The following is an 18,789-nucleotide window of genomic DNA, read 5'->3' as shown; positions in this document are numbered from 1 at the left end:
ATCCCCAAGCCGCATTGTGAACAGTTCCCAGGAGGTGACGACCATGGCCACGACCCTCGCCAAGGCCGCCGACGGCACCGAGGCGGCCACGCACGCCGCCCGGATCGACCACGTGTCGAAGTCGTTCTCGGGCCCCGCCGGGCAGCAGCTCGTCCTGGACGACATCACTCTCGATGTCGCGCCCGGAGAGTTCGTCACCCTCCTGGGGGCCTCGGGCTGCGGCAAGTCAACGCTGCTCAACCTGGTGGCGGGCCTGGACCGGCCCACCGTCGGCGAGATCGCCACGGACGGCCGCCCGGCGCTGATGTTCCAGGAGCACGCGCTGTTCCCGTGGCTGACCGCGGGCAAGAACATCGAACTCGCCCTGAAGCTGCGGGGCGTGCCGAAGGCCGAGCGCCGGGAGCGGGCCGAGGAACTGCTCGAACTGGTGCGGCTGAAGGGCGCGTACGGCAAGCGGGTGCACGAGCTGTCGGGCGGTATGCGCCAGCGCGTCGCGCTGGCGCGGGCGCTCGCCCAGGAGAGCAAGCTGCTGCTGATGGACGAGCCGTTCGCGGCGCTGGACGCCATCACGCGGGACGTGCTGCACGACGAGCTGACCCGCATCTGGCGCGAGACGCAGCTGTCGGTCCTGTTCGTCACGCACAACGTGCGCGAGGCGGTCCGGCTCGCGCAGCGCGTGGTGCTGCTGTCCTCCCGCCCGGGCCGGATCGCCCGTGAGTGGACGGTGGACATCGCGCACCCGCGCCGTATCGAGGACACCCAGGTGGCGGAGCTGTCCGTCGAGATCACCGAAGAACTGCGTGGGGAGATCCGCCGTCATGGCCAGCACTGAATCGACGACCGTCGCCAAGGACGGCAGCGATCTCGAGGGGCTTGAGGCGGGCCTCGACGCGCTGGAGTCGCGGCAGACGCTCCGCACGCCGTTCCGGCAGACCTTCGTCCAGAAGATCCTGCCGCCCGTCCTCGCCGTCGCGCTGGTGCTGGCCCTCTGGCAGGCGCTCGTCTCGTTCAAGGTCGTCGACGACCCGACCAAGCTGCCCGCGCCGTCCGCGGTGTGGGACGTCGTCGAGACGGCGTGGCTTCAGGGCGAGCTGCTCGGCTACATCTGGACCAGCGTCTCGCGCGGTCTGCTCGGCTTCTGCCTCGCCCTGGTGATCGGCACGCCGCTGGGTCTGATCGTGGCCCGGGTGAAGTTCATCCGCGCGGCGATCGGTCCGATCCTGTCGGGTCTGCAGTCGCTGCCGTCGGTCGCCTGGGTGCCGCCGGCGGTGATCTGGCTGGGTCTGAACAACTCGATGATGTACGCGGTGATCCTGCTCGGCGCGGTCCCCTCGATCGCCAACGGCCTGGTCTCCGGCGTCGACCAGGTGCCCCCGCTGTTCCTGCGCGCGGGCCGTACGCTCGGCGCGACGGGCCTGAAGGGCACCTGGCACATCGTCCTGCCCGCCGCGCTGCCCGGCTATGTGGCGGGCCTGAAGCAGGGCTGGGCCTTCTCCTGGCGCTCCCTGATGGCCGCCGAGATCATCGCGTCCTTCCCCGACCTCGGCGTGGGCCTCGGCCAGCTGCTGGAGAACGGCCGCAACGCCAGCGACATGGCCATGGTCTTCGAGGCCATCCTCCTGATCCTCATCGTCGGCATCGCCATCGACCTGCTGATCTTCAGCCCGCTGGAGCGGTGGGTGCTGCGCAGCCGCGGTCTGCTGGTGAAGAGCTGAAGCCCATGAACAGCAAGCCCGTCCTCCTCGTCATCGCCCACGGCAGTCGCGATCCGCGCCATGCCGCGACGGTGCACGCCCTGGTGCGCCGGGTGCGCTCGCTGCGCCCCGACGTCCGGGTGGAGACGGGCTTCCTGGACTTCAACGTCCCCTCGGCGCAGGGGGTTCTGGAGTCCCTGGCGGTGCAGGGCGTCCGCGACGTCGTCGCCCTCCCCCTCCTCCTGACCCGGGCGTTCCACGCGAAGGCGGACATCCCCGCGGTCCTCGCGGACGCGCCCCCGCAGCTCCGCGTCCACCAGGCGGACGTCCTGGGTCCCTCCCCCCTCCTCCTGGCAGCGCTGGAACGACGCCTGTACGAGGCGGGCCTGACCCCCGCCGACAAGTCCTCGACCGGCCTCGTCCTGGCCTCGGCGGGGTCCACCGACCCGGAGGCGATCGCAGTGATCGCAGACATCGCGCGGGAGTGGCGGCACACCGGTTGGTGCGCCGTGCGGCCTGCGTTCGCCTCCGCATCCCTTCCGCGCACCGAGGACGCCGTCCGCGAGCTCCGCGAGCTGGGCTGCTCCCGGGTCGCCGTCGCCCCGTACGTCCTGGCTCCCGGCTTCCTCCCGGACCGCATCGCCCGGGGCGCGGCGGACGCGGATGTCCTGGCGGACGTCCTGGGGCCGGCGCCGGAGGTGGCGCGGGTGGTGCTGGAACGGTACGAGGCGGCCCGGATGCCGTTGCCGTCGGCTGTGAGCGCCTGACGGGCCGCCGGGCCGGTCCGTGACGGCCGGCCGTCGGTGCCGCCGGCCTGGGCGACCCGATCGGCCTTGTGTCCGGCGGGTGATCGGGTAGCGTCGGAGAGCGACGCTGACGACTGACCCCGGCGCCGTCCCGAACCAGGTGCCAGGGAGGCCAGTTGGAGAGCGAGACCCGGCGGCCCGCATCTCCCGACGTCACCGTGCTGTCGATCGGTGTGGGGAGCTTCGACGACGGCTCCGACATGGAGGAACTCGGTTTCGTCCCGGCACGGATGAGCGAGGTCGAGGAGGCCTTCGGCCGGCTCGGCGCCACGGTCGCCACCTCGCTGGATCCGACGGAGATCGAGGTGGAGGCGCTCCTGCGCGGCCGGCTCGTCGACGTTTCCCAGCCGACCGGTGTCATGGTCGTCCATCTCATCGGGCACGGCAGGATCGACCGGAGTCACCGGCTGTCGTTCGTCGCTCGCGACAACCGCGAGGTGGACGTCGACCGGTGGATCGAGAAGGCGCAGCAGGAGGTCGAGCGCGGTGGCACGCGGCACCGTGTCGTCTTCCTCGTCGACACCTGTTCGGCCGGCGTCGCGACGGGCCGGCAGCCGTTCACCGAGATCGACGCGGACCGGGGCGTCTGGGCCCTGGGCGCGGCCGTCAGCACCTCCCCCACCGAACGCGGTCAGTTCAGCGGCCGGATCGCCGCCGCACTGCACCGGCTCGCGGACCTGGACCTCCACATCGACGAGGAGTCGATCAGGTTCAGCCGGTTCGTCCGCGAACTGATCCGGGTGATCCGCAGCGACCCGGCCGACCAGCGCCTCTCGCTCGGCTTCAGTGTCGAACAAGGCGACGCCGACTGGCCGTTCCTGCCGAACCCCCGTCTGGTCGCACTGACCCCGGAACAGCTGCGGACCCGGCGCCTCTCACTGGGCCACGTCCCCGGTGAAGGCGGTTCCGGCGCCCCGGCGGCCGGCGGGCAGGCCGACGACACCGCCTACTTCGCCGACCGCGCCTCGGGCCGCGGCCTCGTCCCGGTCGACACCGGCACCGGGTTCTTCTCCGGCCGCACCGCGGAACTGACCCGCGCCATGGAGTGGGTGTCCGGAACGGGTCCTCTGCTGACCGTCACGGGTGCGGCCGGCGCGGGAAAGTCCGGGCTTTTGGGGGTCACCGTCTGTGCCGCGGACCCCGGACTGCGCCGGCGCTTCCGGGAACTGTGGGAGTCGTCCGGGCTCGACCTGCCCGAGGTGCCGGACATGGTGGCGGTGCACGCGCGCCAGCGGTCGGCTCAGCAAGTGCTGGCCGCCATCGCCTCCGCGGTATGGGCGCGGTGGCCCAAGCAGACCGACGAAGAAGGAGAGGGGAGCCGGGGGCCGGGCACGCCGCCGCAGACGTCCGAGGCGCTGCGCTTCCTGCTGGCGCGGGAGCAGAAGAACCGTCTCATCGTGCTCGATGCCGTGGACGAGAGCACCGAGCCCCAGGCGGTTCTGCGTCTGGTGGCCGATCTCCTGGCGCCCCGGGAAGCGGGCGAGCGGCCAAGTGCCCCCGCGCCGTGCAGGATCCTGCTGGGCGGCCGCCGGGAAGTGGTGACCGCGCTGTCGGCTCTGGACGAGGCGGCGGACATCGAAGGCGTGCACATCGACCTCGACGCGGCGGAACCCGCCGCGGTCGAACAGGACGTCCGGCGCTACATCCGGCGTCTCCTCGACGCCCAGGGGCCCTTCGCCACCGGCCCCTCGTCGGAATTCGCCGGCCTGCTGGCCAAGAAGGGCGCGGCGTACATCGTGCGCGGTGCGCGAGGGGACGAACCGTGGGGTCCGTTCCTGCTCGCCGGCCTGTACGTCCATTTCCTGCTGACCCTGAAGTACCCGCCCCGTGACGAGGTGGGTGCCGACATGTATGCCAAGGCGGCGTCGCCCCATCTGCCGGCGCTGCTGGAATCGATCCTGAAGACGCGGCGCCACGACTACCCGCATCTACGGGCGGTGCTCGCCGTGCTCGCGCGCTCGCGCGGCGACGGCATGCCGCGCACGACCTTGAAACGCGCCCTGCGGGCTCTGGGCGTCGACTCGATCGACGAACAGCACTTCCAGGACACCCTGTGGGAGGCCTCGCCCTTCCTGCGGTACGGGAGCGACCCGCACAGCGGTGAGACCCTGTACCGGCTCTTCCACCAAGGCCTGGTCGACTACCTGCACGACCATCCGACGAGTGAGGACCCGCTGGACGAGGCGGCGAGCCTCGACCTCGAAGAGAAGCTGTTGTCGGAACTCGTCGGGCCGTACGCCTCGGGAGCGCAGGACCGCGAGGACCCCTGGGAGGCCGCCGAGGGCGAACCCTACGTGCTGCGCCATGCGCTGGGACATGCCGCACGGGCACGCTCCGTCGCGCATGCCGAGTCCTTGCTCACCGATCCGCACTTCCTCGTCCGGTTCGACCTCCGTGAGGACCATCGCGCTCTCGACCTCGTCCGGTCGGAGCGGGCTTCGGACTTTCTGCGGCTGCTCAGCGCCTCGTGGGTCGCCCACGCCCGGTTGCGCAGCGCCGCGGAACGTGCGTCCGTGTTCGCTTTCGACGCCGATCGACTGGGGCTACGGGAAGTCAGGGAGCGGTTCAGCCGTATCGCACGGGACGCCGCAGTCCAGCCGGAGGCAGCGGCGGCCGCGCTCCTCTGGTCGTGCGGCGGCCACGTGAACTCCAACAGCCGCTCCGTGGCGACCGCGGGCACCTCGGTGTACGACATCGCGTTCTCGCCGGACGGCTCGCTGCTCGCCGCAGCGACCAACCGCGGTGTGCAGGTGCTCGAGACGCAGACCTGGCAGTCGGTCGCCCCCCTCTTCGGCAGGACGTCGCACACCGGGGTCAGCAAGGTCGCCTTCTCCCCCGACGGTCGCCTGCTCGCGTTCGCCGTACGCTCGTTCACCCGAAGCGTGCACCTGTGGGACGTGCACCACCGCGTGCCGGCCGGAGCTGCCTGGCCGTACAGAACCGGCACGGTGACCGCACTCACCTTCTCGTCCGACAGTCGTCGGCTCGCGGTGGCCAGCGAGGAACTCGGCGTCTCCGTGTGGGACATCACCGGTGACTGCCCGTCGGAGGAGGCGCGGTGGGATCCCGCGGAGACGGAGGATTTCACCAAGGTCCGTGCTGTGGCCTTCAGCCCCGTGGGCCATGTGCTGGCGGTGTCTTCTTCCAGCGGGACGACGCTCTGGGATGTCGCGGGGGGCGACCGCACACTGGTGGACCGCGGGAGTTACACCCGATCGGTCTGCTTCTCAGCCGACGGCGGCCTTGTCGCCGTAGCGGCGCAGGGCCGAGTCGCCCTGTACTCGGTGGCCATGCGCGCCCAGCTCGGCAGCGTGGATCTGCCGGGCGGGAATCACCTGGCCTTCACGTGCGACGGGAGCCTCCTGGTCGTGGGCGGCTGGAGGGAGTTCCACGTCGTCGACACGGCGTCGATGCACGTCGTCAACCGGCTGCCGGTCGCGGCCATCTCCGCCTGCATCGCCGTGAATCCCGACACCTCGGTCCTGGTGAGCGGTGATGAGGACGGGCATCTGCGGCTGTGGAAGAGCCTCACCGGCGAGGCGCCCCTGCCGGAGCTGCCGCGCTTCGACGGGGGCGTCGTCGGCTCACCCGACGGACGCTTCATCGCCGTCCAGGACGCCGGAAACAGGCTGCTGAGTCTGCGGAACCCGGTCACCGGGGAAGAGATCGCCAACTGCCCCTGGACGGAGCAGCTCACGGGTCTCACGAGCTCACCCGACGGCTCCCTCCTGGCAGCGCTGTCGTACGAGCGGCTGTGCGTCTTCCCGACCGACCCGGCGCTCCTGCGGGACTTCAGGAGTGTCCGTCTGCCAGGCAAGGGGTCCGCCTTGCTGCCGTCGCTGGTCTTCTCTCCCGACAGCAGGCTCGTCGCTGTGGCCCTCGGACGGCGAGGGAGTGTTCAGGTCGTCGAGGTCTGGGAAGCCCGGACGCTGCGCCTCTGCGCCACGATCCCTGTCTCCGGACAGTTGTCCTCCTTCGGCTTCACCGGCCCTGAGCTCGTCTACGTCGTCATCGACGGCGCCCTGGGCACCTACAGTTGCACTCCCCCGGAACCGGAGGCCCCGCTGCCATGACCCGCCTCCTCGGTATCCACGGCGTCCGCAACTACAAAGCCGCCGACACCACCCCCGACCTCGGCGGCAAGCGCCTGCGCGCGGACTGGCTGGAAGCGCTCGGCGACAGGATCCCCGGGCTCGAGCTGGAGACGGCGTACTACGCCGATCTGCTGCGCGGTGAGCGGCAGAGTGACGAGCTGGACGACACAGACGTGGTGCTCGTCGAGCAATGGGCGCGGGCCTGGGGGATCGACCCGAGCGGTGTGCAGGGGCGTGCGACCGGGTGGGTCCGGTGGATCTGCGGGCAGGTCGCTCAGCGGTCCGGGCAGCGCCCTGCCGTGGTCGAGAAGACGGTCCGGATGTTCTTCCCGGAGGTGGCCCGCTACTTCGCCATCCGACGGGCGGCTGTGCGCGAGCGGGTGCGGGGCGCGCTGCTCCGGCACCGCCCCGATGTCGTCGTCGCGCACTCGCTGGGCAGCGTCGTCGCCTACGAGGTGCTGCACGAGTTGGCGGACGAACTGGACGTGCGGCTGCTGCTCACCCTCGGCTCGCCGCTGGCACTGCCCCACGCGGTCTTCCACCGCCTCGACCCCCTCCCCCGGGACGGGAAGGGCGCGAAGCCCGCGGGTGTGCGGCGGTGGGTGAACGTCGCCGATGCCGGGGACTTCGTGGCCGTCCCCAGGGGAGAACTGGCCCGGGTGTTCGCGGGTGTCGAGGAGCTGCCGGACATCAGCATCGCGCCCGCGTGGCCGCACGGCGTGCTCGACTACCTGCGTCACCGCTCGGTGTCCGAGGCCATCCGGTCACGATGACGCTCACGCGGCCGTTTCCTCGTGGGGTTGCGGCTGGAGGGCGAAGGAGTACGGGGCCCAGGGGCCGCTGAACTCCACACGGAGGCCGGGGACGCCCTGGGCGGCCGCGAGGATGCCCGTGCGGAAGGCGTCGACGCGGTCGGCCGGGACGAGGTAGGCGTCGTTGCCGACGTTGGTGCCGGGGGCCGAGCCCGCCAGGCTGCCGCGTTCGGGGGTGTGGGCGACGCGGTCGACGGCGAGGGTACGGGCCGTTTCGGTGACGCGGGTGGCGGCCAGGGCGACCGTACGCCATGCCTCCTCGTTCCTGCGCTGTCTGCGGCGGCGGATCACCTGGTAGGCGCGGCCGACCCCGAGGCCCGTGAACGGGTCCGGTGCGGACTCCGTGCCGGCGTCGGGCGGGGTGATGTCCGGGGCGGCGTAGATCTTGACGCCGAGTTCGACATGGCCCGTGAGGCGGTCGAGGAGGGAGAGGAAGTAGCTGCGGCGGGTGTCGAGGGCTTGGCGGGCACCGTGCACGTCGCGGTAGACGGTGGCGAGGCGCAGGGGCAGCACGGCCGCGCCGGAGGCGACCAGGGCCGCCACCACGGCGTGGTGGGAGCGGACCGTGGACTCCAGCCAGTCCAGGTCGTCGAGGTGGGCCTGGAGGGGAGCGGCTGCGTAGTCGGCGGGCGGTACGTGGCCGACGGCGAAGGCGAGCTGCGGGCCGGTGACCGCCGGGTCGACCAGATGGATCGGCTCTCCGGCGACACCGCGCAGGCGGGCCGTGGCCGCCTCGGCCTCGGGTGTGCGGCGCAGGACCGCGTAGGCGTAGACGAGGTTCGTGTCGCTCATGACTGCGGGCTCCTGTCGGTGGCCGTGCGATTCCTCTCGCGAGACTCCGTTCTCGTGCCGTCCTCCCGTAGGTACGCAGGGAGCGGCCGAGGCGTTCACATGAACGGCCGGCGGGTTGACCTTGCCCCTGGGGCAGGGCGGAGGGTCCCGGCATGAACGAGGATTTCTCTCTGCGTCAAACGCCGTACAGTGATCCCGGGGACCTCGACACGAGAGGGCTGCCCCACGAGCCGCACCGACTGGCCGCGATGGTCAGGGGCCTGATCATCCACCGGGGCGAGAGCGGGCTCCTGGGGTACGCCATGCCCGAGGAGCGGCTGCACCGCGACGCCGAGTCCCGGTACGTCACGGAGATTCTGCGGATCCTGCGGGAGCGCGGGGACACCCCGCTCACCGAACGACGGGCGCCCGGGGGGAGGTTCGTGGGGACCTGCCGGGACTTCTCGCTCCTGCTGTGCTCGCTGCTGCGGGCCACGGGCACGCCGGCGCGCCCGCGCTGCGGGTTCGCCACCTACTTCGTCGACGACTGGTACGAGGACCACTGGGTCACGGAGTACCGGGCGCCGGACGGCGGCCTGCGGCTGGCCGACGCGCAGGTCCTCAGCGGGTACGACGTGCCGTTCGACCCGATGGACGTGCCGCGGGACGCCTTCCTGGTGGCCGGTGACGTCTGGCGGGCCTGCCGCCAGGGGCGCGTGGATCCGCGGACGTGCGGGTTCAGCGCGGGCGAAGGACTCCGTGGCCTGTGGTTCGTGCGCGGCAACGTGCTGCGGGACCTGGCCGCGCTGAACGGCGTCGAACTGCTCCCCTGGGACGGCTGGGACCCTCAGCTCCGCAAAGACGCGCCCCTCTGCGCGGACGACCTCGCGGCAGCCGACGCGGTCGCCGCGGCCCGCTCCGGGGACGACCGGCGGCGCCTCTTCGCGGACCCGCGGCTGACCGTGCCGGCCGAGATCACCTCGTACACGCCCTACCTGGGGGACCGCCGGGTCACGTTGCCCGTTCGCTGAACGGGGTCGCCTGGTGGAAGTAGAGCAGCCAGTGGCCTTCCGTGCGCCGCCACAGCGAACTGCGGTGGGCGCGACTGCCGTCGTACTCCGTGTCGTAGGTGAGGTGGACCAGGTCCGGGGCGAGCTGGACGCCTCTCAGTGCGGAGACTGCGACGGGGCGGGCTGCCGGCTCGGTTGTCGCGGCCAGGGAGGCGATGATCGCGGCCCGGCTCCAGTGCCGGCCGGAGGCGCCGAACTCGTGGAAGTCGGGGTGCAGCAGCGCCCCGACCCGCTCGGGCGAGCGGCGGACCTTCGGGGTGAGCAGGGCCAGTTCGCCCTCCATGGCGCTCTCGACCGCCTGGTCGTGCTCACGCACCCGTCATCTCCACCAGTTTGACGACGGTGTTCCAGTTGCGGGTCGTGGCGATCACGCCCTTGGTGATACGCGGTTTCGACAGGTGTTCTCCCAGTTTGGAGCGGCCCAGGCCGTTCGGGGCGTACAGGTACAGAGCCCGGTCGCCGAGCCGGAACTCCTCGGGGAGGTAGGCGTTTTGATGGATCTCCGCGAAACGGTCGGGGGTGACGGGCGCGGAGAAGTAGGTGACGTGCAGCTGCTTGGGCTCCAGGTCGGCGGCCGGGAAGGGGCAGGCGTCGGCGACGGCCCGCAGATAGGCGTGGTCGCGCACGATCACGTCGACGCCGAAACCGAAGTGCTTCTCGATGGCCTGCGCGATCTCCCCGGCCAGTGACTCCTCGTTGCCGTGGCCGGAGGAGAACACGGCCTGGCCGCTCTGCAGGTACGTGCGGACGTCGTCGTGGCCGAGGTCCGCCAGGAGCGTGCGCAGGTCGGCCATGGGGACCTTCCTGCTGCCACCCACGTTGATTCCGCGCAGCAGGGCCGCGTATGTCGTCGTCATCCGCTCACGATAAGGCGGTCGTCGTGCCCCGTGGGGGTGGGCACGACGACCGCTGCGGGCAGCTGCCCGGCCCGTAAATTACTCACCGGGCTTCGCGGGGCACAACCGTCTGCCCAGGATCCACACACCCGAGGAGCCCGACATGTCCTGCGATAGGTGTAAGGGGCCACAGTCCGCGGGGCTCCTCCCCAGTGGGGAGGGGGCTCGCTCCATGGGGATGAGTTCCCGTGCCGCCACGTCACCGGGAAGCACGACGAGATGGCTTTATACGGCCCATACCTTCGAAACGAAAGGGGGCGGCAGGGGGCCGCCACCGCATCTCGAGGGGGCAAGCCCGTCATGGGGAACGGAGACATACGGGTGCGGGGTCTCGCCGCCCGGGCCGGCGGCTGGAGCGCCCGGCACCGATGGGCTGCCGTCGGAATCTGGGTGCTGTTCGTCGTCCTGGCGATGGGGCTCGGTTCGGCGGCGGGCCGGGTCGACGTCAAGGACAGCGACCAGCTGAAGGGCGAGACGCACACCGCCGCGCGGATCATCGAGGACGCCGGGATCGACGAGCCGGCCGGTGAGACCGTGCTGATCCAGGCCAAGGGCGGTGGCCTGAAGGCAACGGACGCCGAGTTCCGGGACGCCGTCGACGCCGTGGTGCGGGCCGTCGAGGGGACCGGCCGGGTCACCGAGGTGACCTCGCCGTACGACACGAAGACGATCTCGAAGGACGGCCGCAGCGCGCTCGTGCAGTTCGACATGCGCGGCGAGCCGGACACGGCCGGTGAGCGGGTCGAGCCGGTGCTGGAGGCCGTCGAGGGCGTCCAACAGGATTACGAGTCGCTGCGGATCGAGGAGATCGGCGGCGCCAGCATGATGAAGACGTTCGACGACGCGTTCGGCGACGACTTCAAGAAGGCCGAGTACTCCGCGGTGCCGGTGGCCCTCGGTATTCTGCTCATCGCCTTCGGCGCCCTGGTCGCGGCGCTGCTGCCGGTGCTGCTGGCGATCACCGCGATCATGGCGACGATGGGTCTGATGGGCGTCGTCAGCCACGTGATGCCGATGAGCGAGACCGCGAACTCCGTGATGCTGCTGGTCGGTCTGGCCGTCGGCGTCGACTACTGCCTGTTCTACCTGCGCCGTGAGCGCGAGGAGCGCGAGGCCGGCCGGGACGCGCAGACGGCCCTCAGGATCGCCGCCGCGACCAGTGGCCGGGCGATCGTCGTCTCGGGTGTCACGGTGTGTGTGGCCATGGCGGGCATGCTGTTCACGGGGCTCGCCGAGTTCGAGGCGATGGGCCTGGCCTCGCTGATGGTGGTGGCCGTGGCGATGGTGGGGTCCGTGACCGTGCTGCCCGCGCTGCTGTCGCTGCTGGGCGAGCGCGTCGAGAAGGGCCGCATACCGTTCCTGCGCCGGCGCGAGCGGGGCGGCGGTCAGGACAGCCGGTTCTGGACGGCCGTACTGCGACGCGTCCTCGCCAAGCCGGTCATCGCGGTGGTGGTCGCGGCCGGAGCGCTGCTCGCCATCACGGCCCCCGCGCTCGGCATGAAGACCCAACAGCTCACTCTGGACCAGGAGTTCGGCGACTCGCTGCCCATCGTGCAGACGTACAACCGGCTCAACGACGCGTTCCCGGGCGGATCCGAGCCGGCCGAGGTGGTCGTCAAGGCGGACGACATCAACGCGCCGGAGGTGAAGTCCGCGCTCGCCGACTTCCGCGACCGGGCGATCAGTTCGGGCGCTTCGCGCGGCCCGGTGGAGATCAAGCTGCACGACGCGCAGAACGTCGCGTTCGTCTACGTCCCGCTCGTCGGCGGCTCCGACCAGGACAAGGCGGGCGCGAGCCTGGACACGCTGCGGGACGAGGTGCGTCCGGCCACGCTCGGCAGGGTCGAGGGGGTCGAGGCGCCCATCACCGGGCAGGTGGCCGGGTCCAAGGACTTCAACGACCAGCTGGCGGGCGCTGTCGTCCCGGTGTTCGCGTTCGTCGTGGTCTTCGCCTTCGCGCTGATGCTGCTGTCGTTCCGCTCGCTGACCATCGCGGTCACGTCGATCGTGCTGAACCTGCTGTCGGTGGGCGCCGCGTACGGCATTCTCGTCGCCGTGTTCCAGCACGGCTGGGGCGCGTCCCTGGTGGGCGCGGAGGGCGTCGGCGCGATCATCACCTGGCTGCCGCTGTTCCTCTTCGTGATCCTGTTCGGCCTGTCGATGGACTACCACGTGTTCGTGGTCTCCCGGATCCGTGAGGCGCGGCTGCGGGGCCTGGCGACGAAGGACGCGATCCGGCACGGCGTGGTCACGACGGCCGGGGTGGTGACCAGTGCCGCGGTCATCATGGTCGCGGTGTTCGCGATCTTCGGGACGCTGTCCATGCAGTCCATGAAGCAGATGGGCGTCGGCCTGGCGGCCGCGGTGCTCATCGACGCGACGATCATCCGGGGCGTGCTGCTGCCGGCGGTGATGGCGCTGCTCGGCGAGCGCAACTGGTACCTGCCGAAGTGGCTGCACCGGCTGCCGGACCTCACGCACGACGAGACGCCGCAGGCGGTCGCCGGACCGGCGGCGCGGGACGACGAGGGCGAGCCCCTCAGGGTCTGATCGCCGCGGTGCGAAGGGCCGGTTGGTTTCCGGGGGAACCGACGGGCCCTTCCGTACCTCTCGCCGAGCAGGTGTTCCGGAGCACCGAACCAGCTCTGATCCCGCGGCAGATGATCACCACTCGCTGCTGCCCACCAGGTAGGCGATGCCCGCGAGGACGGCCAGGACCAGCGCCGGGATGGCCAGGCCCTTCGCGACGGAGGTCAGTGTGTGCGTACCGCTCACCGCCCGCCTCGTGTTGTGCTCCCCCCGTGTGCCCAGGTCGTGCCGGGCGAACGCGCCCACGACCAGCGCCACCGCACCGGTGATCAGACACACGATGAGCGGTGTGAGCGCTGCGTGCTCGCGGATGTTGTCCTCGACGTTGCCGTGCATCCCCGCGTCGCCCCGTTCCACGACGGCCACCACCCCCCTCTGGATGGCCAGTACGAGCGTGGCGACCGCCGTCACGGCGAGGGCGAGAGCTGCGCCGGCAAGGGCGGGAGCCCGTCGGGACGGGGAGGACTGGTCCGGTCGCTTCCGGTGTGCGGTGGTCAGGGGCGGCTTCTCGGGCCGGGGCGGGACGCGCGAGGGCTCGATGACCACTGTGTCCCGCTTGTCTTCCGATCGGGGCTTCGGGTTCGTGGAGTCGTTCGAGGCGTCGGGGCCGGGCTCCGTGCGGCCGGCCTCGTTTGCCGGGGTTACCTCCGCCTCGACGTGGATCACTGACTCGTCGGCCACGCCCTTCAGCACGATGTCGCCGGACAGGTGCCCCGCGGCGGCCGTATCGACGTGGACCTCCAGACCGCTCCGGGCCGGATCGACCCGCAGCCACGGCTGTTTGGGCTGGACCACGCAGTGTCGGGCCAGCGGTGGGCCGTGCATGGTAACGGACCGCTTCCTGGGGGTCGAACTCCTCGGTACACGGCCGAAGTCCAGGTGGTCCGGGGACGGTGCCAGGCGGATCTCGCTCAGGGCCTCGGACGCCAGATCGGCGATCTGCTGGATGTCGTTGCGCGCGACTTCCTCCAAGTGCTGACGCGCCCCTTCCGCCACGGGCAGCTCCGTGTGCCGCAGTCGTTTGTGCAACTCCAGCACGGCGCCCTGCCGTGTGAGGACCTCGTCACTCGTCAGGGCGGCCTGCAGGGCGGGCGGCGAGGGAATGGCGACGATCTTGATGCGGCCGCGCCTGCTGTGTGCCAGATGCAGCTCCCCTTGCAGCTCCGCCGCCTTCTTCGGCGTCTGATGGGGGTTCTGCTCCCGTACGTGTCTGTAGACGTACTCATACAGGTCGTCGAGGGAGACATTCCCGTCCGCGTCGAGGTCGGCCTCACCGGTCTCCAGGCCTTCGACCACCGCGTGTGTGAACACCGAAGGCCGCGGAGCGGAATTCTCCGCGAGTTCGTTGCCCTCGAAGGAGTACTCCATGGAGTCGGAGGCGGTGATGACAGCCCAGCCCCGCCCGCTGACCGGTTCGTCCTTCGGAAACGACTCGAGGACGTGGACCTCTCCGGAGGCGCGCACAGAGGCCGAGCCCCGGGAGAAGGCGCCGCCGTAGCAGCAGTCGAGGAACAGGACGCTGCGGCCCGCCCGGGTGCCGGCCATGCAACCGCGGACGAACTGGGAGGCGACAGCCGTGGCGGCCAGCAGCGGGGGTTCGGTGTCGCTCGCGGCGAAGTACAGCTCGCCGGACTCGCTCTTGAGGCCGTGGCAGGAGAAGTGCAGCAGGAGCGTGTCGGCGCGGCGGCGGTCGTTGAAGAAGGCCTGGATGCGCCTGCGCATGAGGTCGGCGGAGGCGTTGTGCACGACCTCCACCTCGAAGTCGCCGATCTGCGGGTCGCGCAGCACCCGCTCGAGAGCCGCGGCGTCCTGGGCAGGCGCCCTGAGCTTCTTGAGCCCCTGGTCGGCGTACCGGTCGTTGGCGATGATCAGCGCGTGTCTGGAATCCGTCATGGCCCGGCTCCAGCCGTGGAATGGCGCTCGACGAAGATCTTGAACGCCTCGGCGACCTGGTCGTCGGTCGCCTCGGACACCTCCAGGACGTCGTCCCCCATCCGCAGGTGCAAGGACGGGTGGGTGTCATGGCGACGGCCCACCCACGACCGGATCACGGTCATCACCTGGCTCAGGGCGGTCGCCGAGCTGCCCAGGGTCACCAGCAGGGCACCGATCTGGGTGACGTCCACGGCCCGCGCTCCGGGTGGGACCTCCCCGCCGGGGAGCGCTGTGACGTCGTCCACGTCGAGGTCGAGCAGTTCCTCGCGCAAGTAGCCGGTCAGCTCCGCGACGCGCTCGGCTTCCGCGTCCTCTTCGGTGAGGAGGATATGCAGTTCGTTCTCCACCGGGTCACCCCTTTGTTCGTGCTCGTCGGGGCGGCGCAGAGTCGGAGTGTCGGTGGGCTCCACGTCATCGTTTACAGTCTCCGCTGCTCAGAGCGGGGTGGCAAGTCACCCAAAGTGGAATGAACTTGACCGCTCAACCGTAAGGTTTCTCGTTCAACTTGGGATGGCGGGTTCGCATACGGGCACTACGTCAGCCGGCGCACACGCAGCACATGCTCGTCGCAGTGCACGATCTCCAGCTCCCGGTCCGGGCGGGCGCCCCCGAAGGTGAGCGCGATGTGACGGTCCGACACGAGCCGCCAGCGACCGGGCACGGCGCCGGGGGCGTCACCCCGTCCCAGGGGGCGGTCGACGAGGGTGCCGTCATGTACGAACTCCATGCCGCGGCGCCCGCGGGCGGGCGGGAAGGGGAAGTCGTCCGGCCGGTAGACCCGTACGTCCTCGTGATCCTCCTCGTAGGAGTGGAGCCACGAGCGGAACAGGCCCGGCGGAGGCTCTTGCATGACCCGGTCACCTCACTCGTCCCAAGCCGTCCACATTGCCGCTCTTGTTCCGAAGTGACTAGAATTACAAGTGTATGGGTTCGGAGGGAACGGGCAACCGGCCGCTCCGCCCGGCGTCGCCCGGCCCTCGCGGCGCGTGTCAGACGCGCAGTTCCGCAGCCGCGTGCGCGGCATACCCGAAGCTCCCCGGGGGGCACCCCATGTCCGATGCGCAGGCATTCCTTCGCGCCACCTCGCCCGACTACAGCCGCTGGTGCGGCGCCATGGAGGTGCACCGCAGACTCCTCAGCCTGAACCCGCAGTACGCCGAGAACCGGGCCCTGATCGAGAACACCGCGTTCGCCTACGAGTCGATGGAGCAGGTCGCCGCCCGGCAGGGCCTCATCGACGTCCCCGTCGTCGTGCACGTCGTGCACGGCACCCCCGAGCAGAACGTGAGCGACGCCCAGATCCACAGTCAGATCGACGTGCTCAACCAGGACTTCCGCGCGAGCAACCCGGACGTGAGCAAGGTGCCCGCCGTCTGGCAAGACCTGGTGGCCGACGCACGCCTGCAGTTCCACCTCGCCCGGACCGATCCGCTGGGCCGCCCCACGGACGGCATCACGCGGACCCGAACCACGAACCCGGACTGGGACACTGACGACCTGGTCAAGTTCAGCCTGAGCGGCGGCCAGGACGCCTGGCCGGCGGACATCTACCTGAACCTCTGGGTCTGCCAGTTGCGCCGCGGGCTGCTGGGCTACGCCCAGTTCCCGGGCGGGGCCGCCTCCACGGACGGCGTGGTCGTGACGCACACCGCCCTCGGGACCACCGGCACCGCCACGGCGCCGTTCGACGGCGGCCGCACGGCTGTGCACGAGATCGGGCACTGGCTGAACCTGCGGCACATCTGGGGTGACGACGACGAGGGGTGCAGCGGCAGCGACTTCGTGGCGGACACCCCCAACCAGGCCGGAGGGAACGCCGGTTCGCCCGCCTTCCCTCATGTGACATGCGGCAACGGCCCGGACGGCGACATGTTCATGAACTACATGGACTACACCGACGACGCCGCGATGTACATGTTCACCAAGGGCCAGTCGGCGCGCATGGACGCCACCCTCGACAACGCCCGTCTGACCCTCACCCGTCAGGCCGTCGCGGTGTGACGACGCCCGACGCGCTACGACGGCCAGGGCTTGTCCAATGCGGCCTCGATGAGGTCGGCCGCGCGCCTGGTGCCGCCCTCCTGGGCCGTCTCCGCCTGCAGTTGCTTCAGCCGGCGGGCCACCTCCGGGTCGCCGGTCAGCGCGAGGGCCGCCGCGCGCAGGGTCTCACCGGTTGCCTCCTCCGTGGGCAGGTACCGGGCCACGCCGAGGCCTTGGAGCATCTCCGCGTTGCCGAACTGGTCCGCGGCCTGCGGTACGGCGATCATCGGCGTGGCGGTGGCGAGGCCCTCCTGGCTGCCACCGGCGCCCGCGTGCGTGACGAACAGGTCGGCCTGCTTCAGGATCGCCAGCTGCGGCACCCAGGTGCGCACCTCGACATGGGCCGGGACGTCCGCGAACCCGGCCGGGTCGACGTGCTTGCCGACCGAGAGCACCAGGTGCCAGCCCGGCAGGTCGCCGAACGCCTTGACGCACTCCCGGTAGAAGCCGGGCTGCTTGGTGAAGGCGGACCCGAGGGACACGAGCACGACCTTCTCGGCACCGGCCGGCCGCTGCCAGCCGCCCTCGGCGGTGCGGTCGCCCTGGCAGGCGCCGACGAAGGAGTAGACCCGCTCGTCGACACGGTCCGCGTTCGGCTGGAGCGCCTTGGGAAGCAGGACGATCGAGCGGTCGGGCCGGCCCCCGAAGTCGTCGGGGTGCAGGGTGATCCCGTTCTCCTCCAGCCAGGCGTGGAAACGGGCGTAGTAGGCGCGGCCCCGTTCGGTCTTCTTCGGCTCCTCCCACAAGGGCCGGGCGACCTCCTCCTCGTACCCCTCCCAGGCGACCATGGCCGGGGAGAGGGAGACCGCGGGGACGCCCCAGCGGTGGGCGAGGACCCGGCCCGGATAGGAGGCGATGTCGTGCAGGACGAGGTTTGGCTCGTCGCCCTCGTAGGCCGCGATCAGCTGCGGGAGAGCCTGGATCGCGTCGTCGAGGAACGGCTCCACGTTGTCCAGCAGCGTGGTCCCCCACGCCTCCGGGTCGTCGTCGGGCGAGGGCAGTGTCGAGTTCCAGGGCTTCACCTCGGCGCCGGTGCCCGCGACCTTGTCCGCGAGGGCGGGCGGGATGGCGTAGGTCACCCGGTGGCCGCGTGCCACGAGCTCGCGGATCACCTCCAGACTCGGGTTCACGTGGCCGTGGGCGGCGATGGAGAACATGGCGATGTGGGCGCGACTGGTCATGCACCGAGACTAGACGAGACGATACGTCTCGTGCAATCTCTTTGTGTTCTACGAGGTCAGCACCTCGTGCAGGCGCAGCCAGCGCGCCGGGGCGACCTCACCGACCAGCACGCCCGGGTCCAGCCGCGCCGCCCGGAACGCGGCGTCCACCCGCCGCCTCGGATGGGCCCTGCGCAACGAGGCGTGCAGGGAGCCGCCCACCCCGGAGAAACCCAGCTCGACCAGGGACCGCCAGCTGCGGCAGGCGGCGTCGTCGAGCAGCGGGGCCGGGCGCCGCTCGATGCGGAGCACGCCGGCGTCCACGCGCGGCACCGGCCGGAAGCTGCGCCGGCCGACCCGGCCGAGCAGCCGCCACTCGAAGCGGGGCCAGCTCCGGACCGTCAGCAGCGTCCAGCTGCCGTAGTCCCCGGTGCGTTTGCGGGCGTACTCGAGCTGGGTGAGCAGGGTGGCGTCGGTGAGGGCGGGGGCGCGCAGGCACCAGTCGACGACGTCCGCGGTCCGGGAGAACGGCACGTTCCCGGCGACCGAGAAGGCCGTACGCGGCGCACGCGCGGCCAGGAAGTCCCCGGCGACGACCCGCACGTGCGGGGCGCCGGAGAACCGGGCGCGCAGCACCGGCACGAGCCGCGGGTCGATCTCGTACGCGCGCAGTTCCCGGCAGCGCGCGGCCAGCGGGGCGGTCAACGCACCTTTGCCCGCGCCGACTTCGAGGAGCAGCGGGAGGGGGCCGGTCCGTGGGACGACGAGCCGGGCGAAGCGTTCCGCGGCGGCGCGGTCGGTGAGGAAGTTCTGCGAGAGGGCGCGGGAAAGCGCGGTGGGGCGGGCCATGGCCTGCGGGTCCTTGTCTTCCGAAAGGTGGAAAAGGGCGGACGAGGGCCCTGACCGGAAGACAGGTGAGAAC

Annotated in this window: 16 protein-coding genes; 8 read left to right on the top strand and 8 right to left on the bottom strand. The window is 71.0% G+C overall.

Going from position 1 to position 18,789, the window contains the following annotated elements; translation table 11 throughout:
- Window positions 1–43 precede the first annotated feature (43 nt).
- From CEB94_RS31635 to CEB94_RS31615, 5 genes are all read left to right on the top strand, one after another.
- Window positions 44–832, top strand: a complete 789-nt coding sequence (locus CEB94_RS31635; RefSeq protein ID WP_175435424.1) for an ABC transporter ATP-binding protein — start codon at window positions 44–46, stop codon at window positions 830–832.
- Complete coding sequence (locus CEB94_RS31630) at window positions 819–1,715, top strand: ABC transporter permease (RefSeq protein WP_175435423.1); 897 nt, start codon at window positions 819–821, stop codon at window positions 1,713–1,715. Before CEB94_RS31635 ends, CEB94_RS31630 begins: the two co-directional genes overlap by 14 nt.
- Before the next feature lie 5 nt (window positions 1,716–1,720).
- Window positions 1,721–2,461 (top strand): sirohydrochlorin chelatase, encoded by a 741-nt coding sequence (locus tag CEB94_RS31625; protein ID WP_175435422.1) that lies wholly within the window; start codon window positions 1,721–1,723, stop codon window positions 2,459–2,461.
- Window positions 2,462–2,616: 155 nt separating this feature from the next.
- Complete coding sequence (locus CEB94_RS31620) at window positions 2,617–6,573, top strand: AAA family ATPase (protein WP_175435421.1); 3,957 nt, start codon at window positions 2,617–2,619, stop codon at window positions 6,571–6,573.
- A complete protein-coding gene (locus CEB94_RS31615; RefSeq protein WP_175435420.1) occupies window positions 6,570–7,367 on the top strand; it encodes a serine peptidase in 798 nt (265 codons plus the stop codon). The genes CEB94_RS31620 and CEB94_RS31615 overlap by 4 nt, the downstream gene beginning before the upstream one ends.
- 3 nt (window positions 7,368–7,370) lie before the next feature.
- Here CEB94_RS31615 and CEB94_RS31610 read toward each other — a convergent pair whose 3' ends face one another.
- On the bottom strand, window positions 7,371–8,198 hold the full coding sequence (locus CEB94_RS31610) for a GvpL/GvpF family gas vesicle protein (RefSeq protein WP_175435419.1): 828 nt from the start codon (window positions 8,196–8,198) through the stop codon (window positions 7,371–7,373).
- Window positions 8,199–8,350: 152 nt separating this feature from the next.
- On the opposite strand from CEB94_RS31610, the gene CEB94_RS31605 reads away from it, so the two are divergent.
- A complete protein-coding gene (locus CEB94_RS31605; protein ID WP_175435418.1) occupies window positions 8,351–9,208 on the top strand; it encodes a transglutaminase-like domain-containing protein in 858 nt (285 codons plus the stop codon).
- Here the strand turns inward: CEB94_RS31605 and CEB94_RS31600 are convergent.
- Together CEB94_RS31600 and CEB94_RS31595 are read right to left on the bottom strand one after the other, a co-directional pair.
- Window positions 9,189–9,563 (bottom strand): nuclear transport factor 2 family protein, encoded by a 375-nt coding sequence (locus CEB94_RS31600; RefSeq protein ID WP_175435417.1) that lies wholly within the window; start codon window positions 9,561–9,563, stop codon window positions 9,189–9,191. The genes CEB94_RS31605 and CEB94_RS31600 overlap by 20 nt on opposite strands.
- Window positions 9,556–10,104, bottom strand: coding sequence for a DUF1697 domain-containing protein (locus tag CEB94_RS31595; RefSeq protein WP_175435416.1), 549 nt, complete (start codon window positions 10,102–10,104; stop codon window positions 9,556–9,558). The genes CEB94_RS31600 and CEB94_RS31595 overlap by 8 nt, the downstream gene beginning before the upstream one ends.
- A 339-nt stretch (window positions 10,105–10,443) precedes the next feature.
- Between CEB94_RS31595 and CEB94_RS31590 the strand changes: the two genes are divergently transcribed.
- Window positions 10,444–12,693, top strand: a complete 2,250-nt coding sequence (locus CEB94_RS31590) for an MMPL family transporter (RefSeq protein WP_175435415.1) — start codon at window positions 10,444–10,446, stop codon at window positions 12,691–12,693.
- Window positions 12,694–12,807: 114 nt separating this feature from the next.
- On the opposite strand, the gene CEB94_RS31585 is transcribed toward CEB94_RS31590, so the two are convergent.
- From CEB94_RS31585 to CEB94_RS31575, 3 genes are all read right to left on the bottom strand, one after another.
- The gene (locus tag CEB94_RS31585) at window positions 12,808–14,625 is read right to left on the bottom strand and encodes a caspase family protein (protein WP_175435414.1); all 1,818 of its coding nucleotides are present in this window, start codon (window positions 14,623–14,625) and stop codon (window positions 12,808–12,810) included.
- Window positions 14,622–15,077 carry a hypothetical protein gene (locus CEB94_RS31580; RefSeq protein ID WP_175435413.1) on the bottom strand — a complete coding sequence of 152 codons (456 nt, stop codon included), beginning with the start codon at window positions 15,075–15,077 and terminating at the stop codon, window positions 14,622–14,624. Before CEB94_RS31580 ends, CEB94_RS31585 begins: the two co-directional genes overlap by 4 nt.
- 122 nt (window positions 15,078–15,199) lie before the next feature.
- A complete protein-coding gene (locus CEB94_RS31575) occupies window positions 15,200–15,517 on the bottom strand; it encodes a hypothetical protein (protein ID WP_175435412.1) in 318 nt (105 codons plus the stop codon).
- Window positions 15,518–15,717: 200 nt separating this feature from the next.
- Here CEB94_RS31575 and CEB94_RS31570 point away from each other — a divergent pair, with 200 nt between their 5' ends.
- Window positions 15,718–16,668, top strand: a complete 951-nt coding sequence (locus CEB94_RS31570; RefSeq protein WP_175435411.1) for a zinc metalloprotease — start codon at window positions 15,718–15,720, stop codon at window positions 16,666–16,668.
- Window positions 16,669–16,682: 14 nt separating this feature from the next.
- On the opposite strand, the gene mgt is transcribed toward CEB94_RS31570, so the two are convergent.
- On the bottom strand, window positions 16,683–17,888 hold the full coding sequence (gene mgt / locus CEB94_RS31565) for a macrolide-inactivating glycosyltransferase (RefSeq protein WP_175435410.1): 1,206 nt from the start codon (window positions 17,886–17,888) through the stop codon (window positions 16,683–16,685).
- Between the two features lie 48 nt (window positions 17,889–17,936).
- Complete coding sequence (erm(O), locus tag CEB94_RS31560) at window positions 17,937–18,716, bottom strand: 23S rRNA (adenine(2058)-N(6))-methyltransferase Erm(O) (protein ID WP_175435409.1); 780 nt, start codon at window positions 18,714–18,716, stop codon at window positions 17,937–17,939.
- Window positions 18,717–18,789: the final 73 nt, after the last annotated feature.

The organism is Streptomyces hawaiiensis (assembly GCF_004803895.1).
GTDB lineage: Bacteria > Actinomycetota > Actinomycetes > Streptomycetales > Streptomycetaceae > Streptomyces > Streptomyces hawaiiensis.
This window is presented reverse-complemented; position numbering and strand designations above follow the sequence as displayed.

What these genes read in the sequence shown, in the direction of transcription:
- CEB94_RS31635 (WP_175435424.1), top strand. Translation starts at nt 44, where the DNA reads ATGGCCACGACCCTCGCCAAGGCCGCCGACGGCACCGAGGCGGCCACG.
- CEB94_RS31630 (WP_175435423.1), top strand. Translation starts at nt 819, where the DNA reads ATGGCCAGCACTGAATCGACGACCGTCGCCAAGGACGGCAGCGATCTC.
- CEB94_RS31625 (WP_175435422.1), top strand. Translation starts at nt 1,721, where the DNA reads ATGAACAGCAAGCCCGTCCTCCTCGTCATCGCCCACGGCAGTCGCGAT.
- CEB94_RS31615 (WP_175435420.1), top strand. Translation starts at nt 6,570, where the DNA reads ATGACCCGCCTCCTCGGTATCCACGGCGTCCGCAACTACAAAGCCGCC.
- CEB94_RS31610 (WP_175435419.1), bottom strand. Translation starts at nt 8,198, where the DNA reads ATGAGCGACACGAACCTCGTCTACGCCTACGCGGTCCTGCGCCGCACA.
- CEB94_RS31605 (WP_175435418.1), top strand. Translation starts at nt 8,351, where the DNA reads ATGAACGAGGATTTCTCTCTGCGTCAAACGCCGTACAGTGATCCCGGG.
- CEB94_RS31595 (WP_175435416.1), bottom strand. Translation starts at nt 10,104, where the DNA reads ATGACGACGACATACGCGGCCCTGCTGCGCGGAATCAACGTGGGTGGC.
- CEB94_RS31590 (WP_175435415.1), top strand. Translation starts at nt 10,444, where the DNA reads ATGGGGAACGGAGACATACGGGTGCGGGGTCTCGCCGCCCGGGCCGGC.
- CEB94_RS31585 (WP_175435414.1), bottom strand. Translation starts at nt 14,625, where the DNA reads ATGACGGATTCCAGACACGCGCTGATCATCGCCAACGACCGGTACGCC.
- CEB94_RS31575 (WP_175435412.1), bottom strand. Translation starts at nt 15,517, where the DNA reads ATGCAAGAGCCTCCGCCGGGCCTGTTCCGCTCGTGGCTCCACTCCTAC.
- CEB94_RS31570 (WP_175435411.1), top strand. Translation starts at nt 15,718, where the DNA reads ATGTCCGATGCGCAGGCATTCCTTCGCGCCACCTCGCCCGACTACAGC.
- mgt (WP_175435410.1), bottom strand. Translation starts at nt 17,888, where the DNA reads ATGACCAGTCGCGCCCACATCGCCATGTTCTCCATCGCCGCCCACGGC.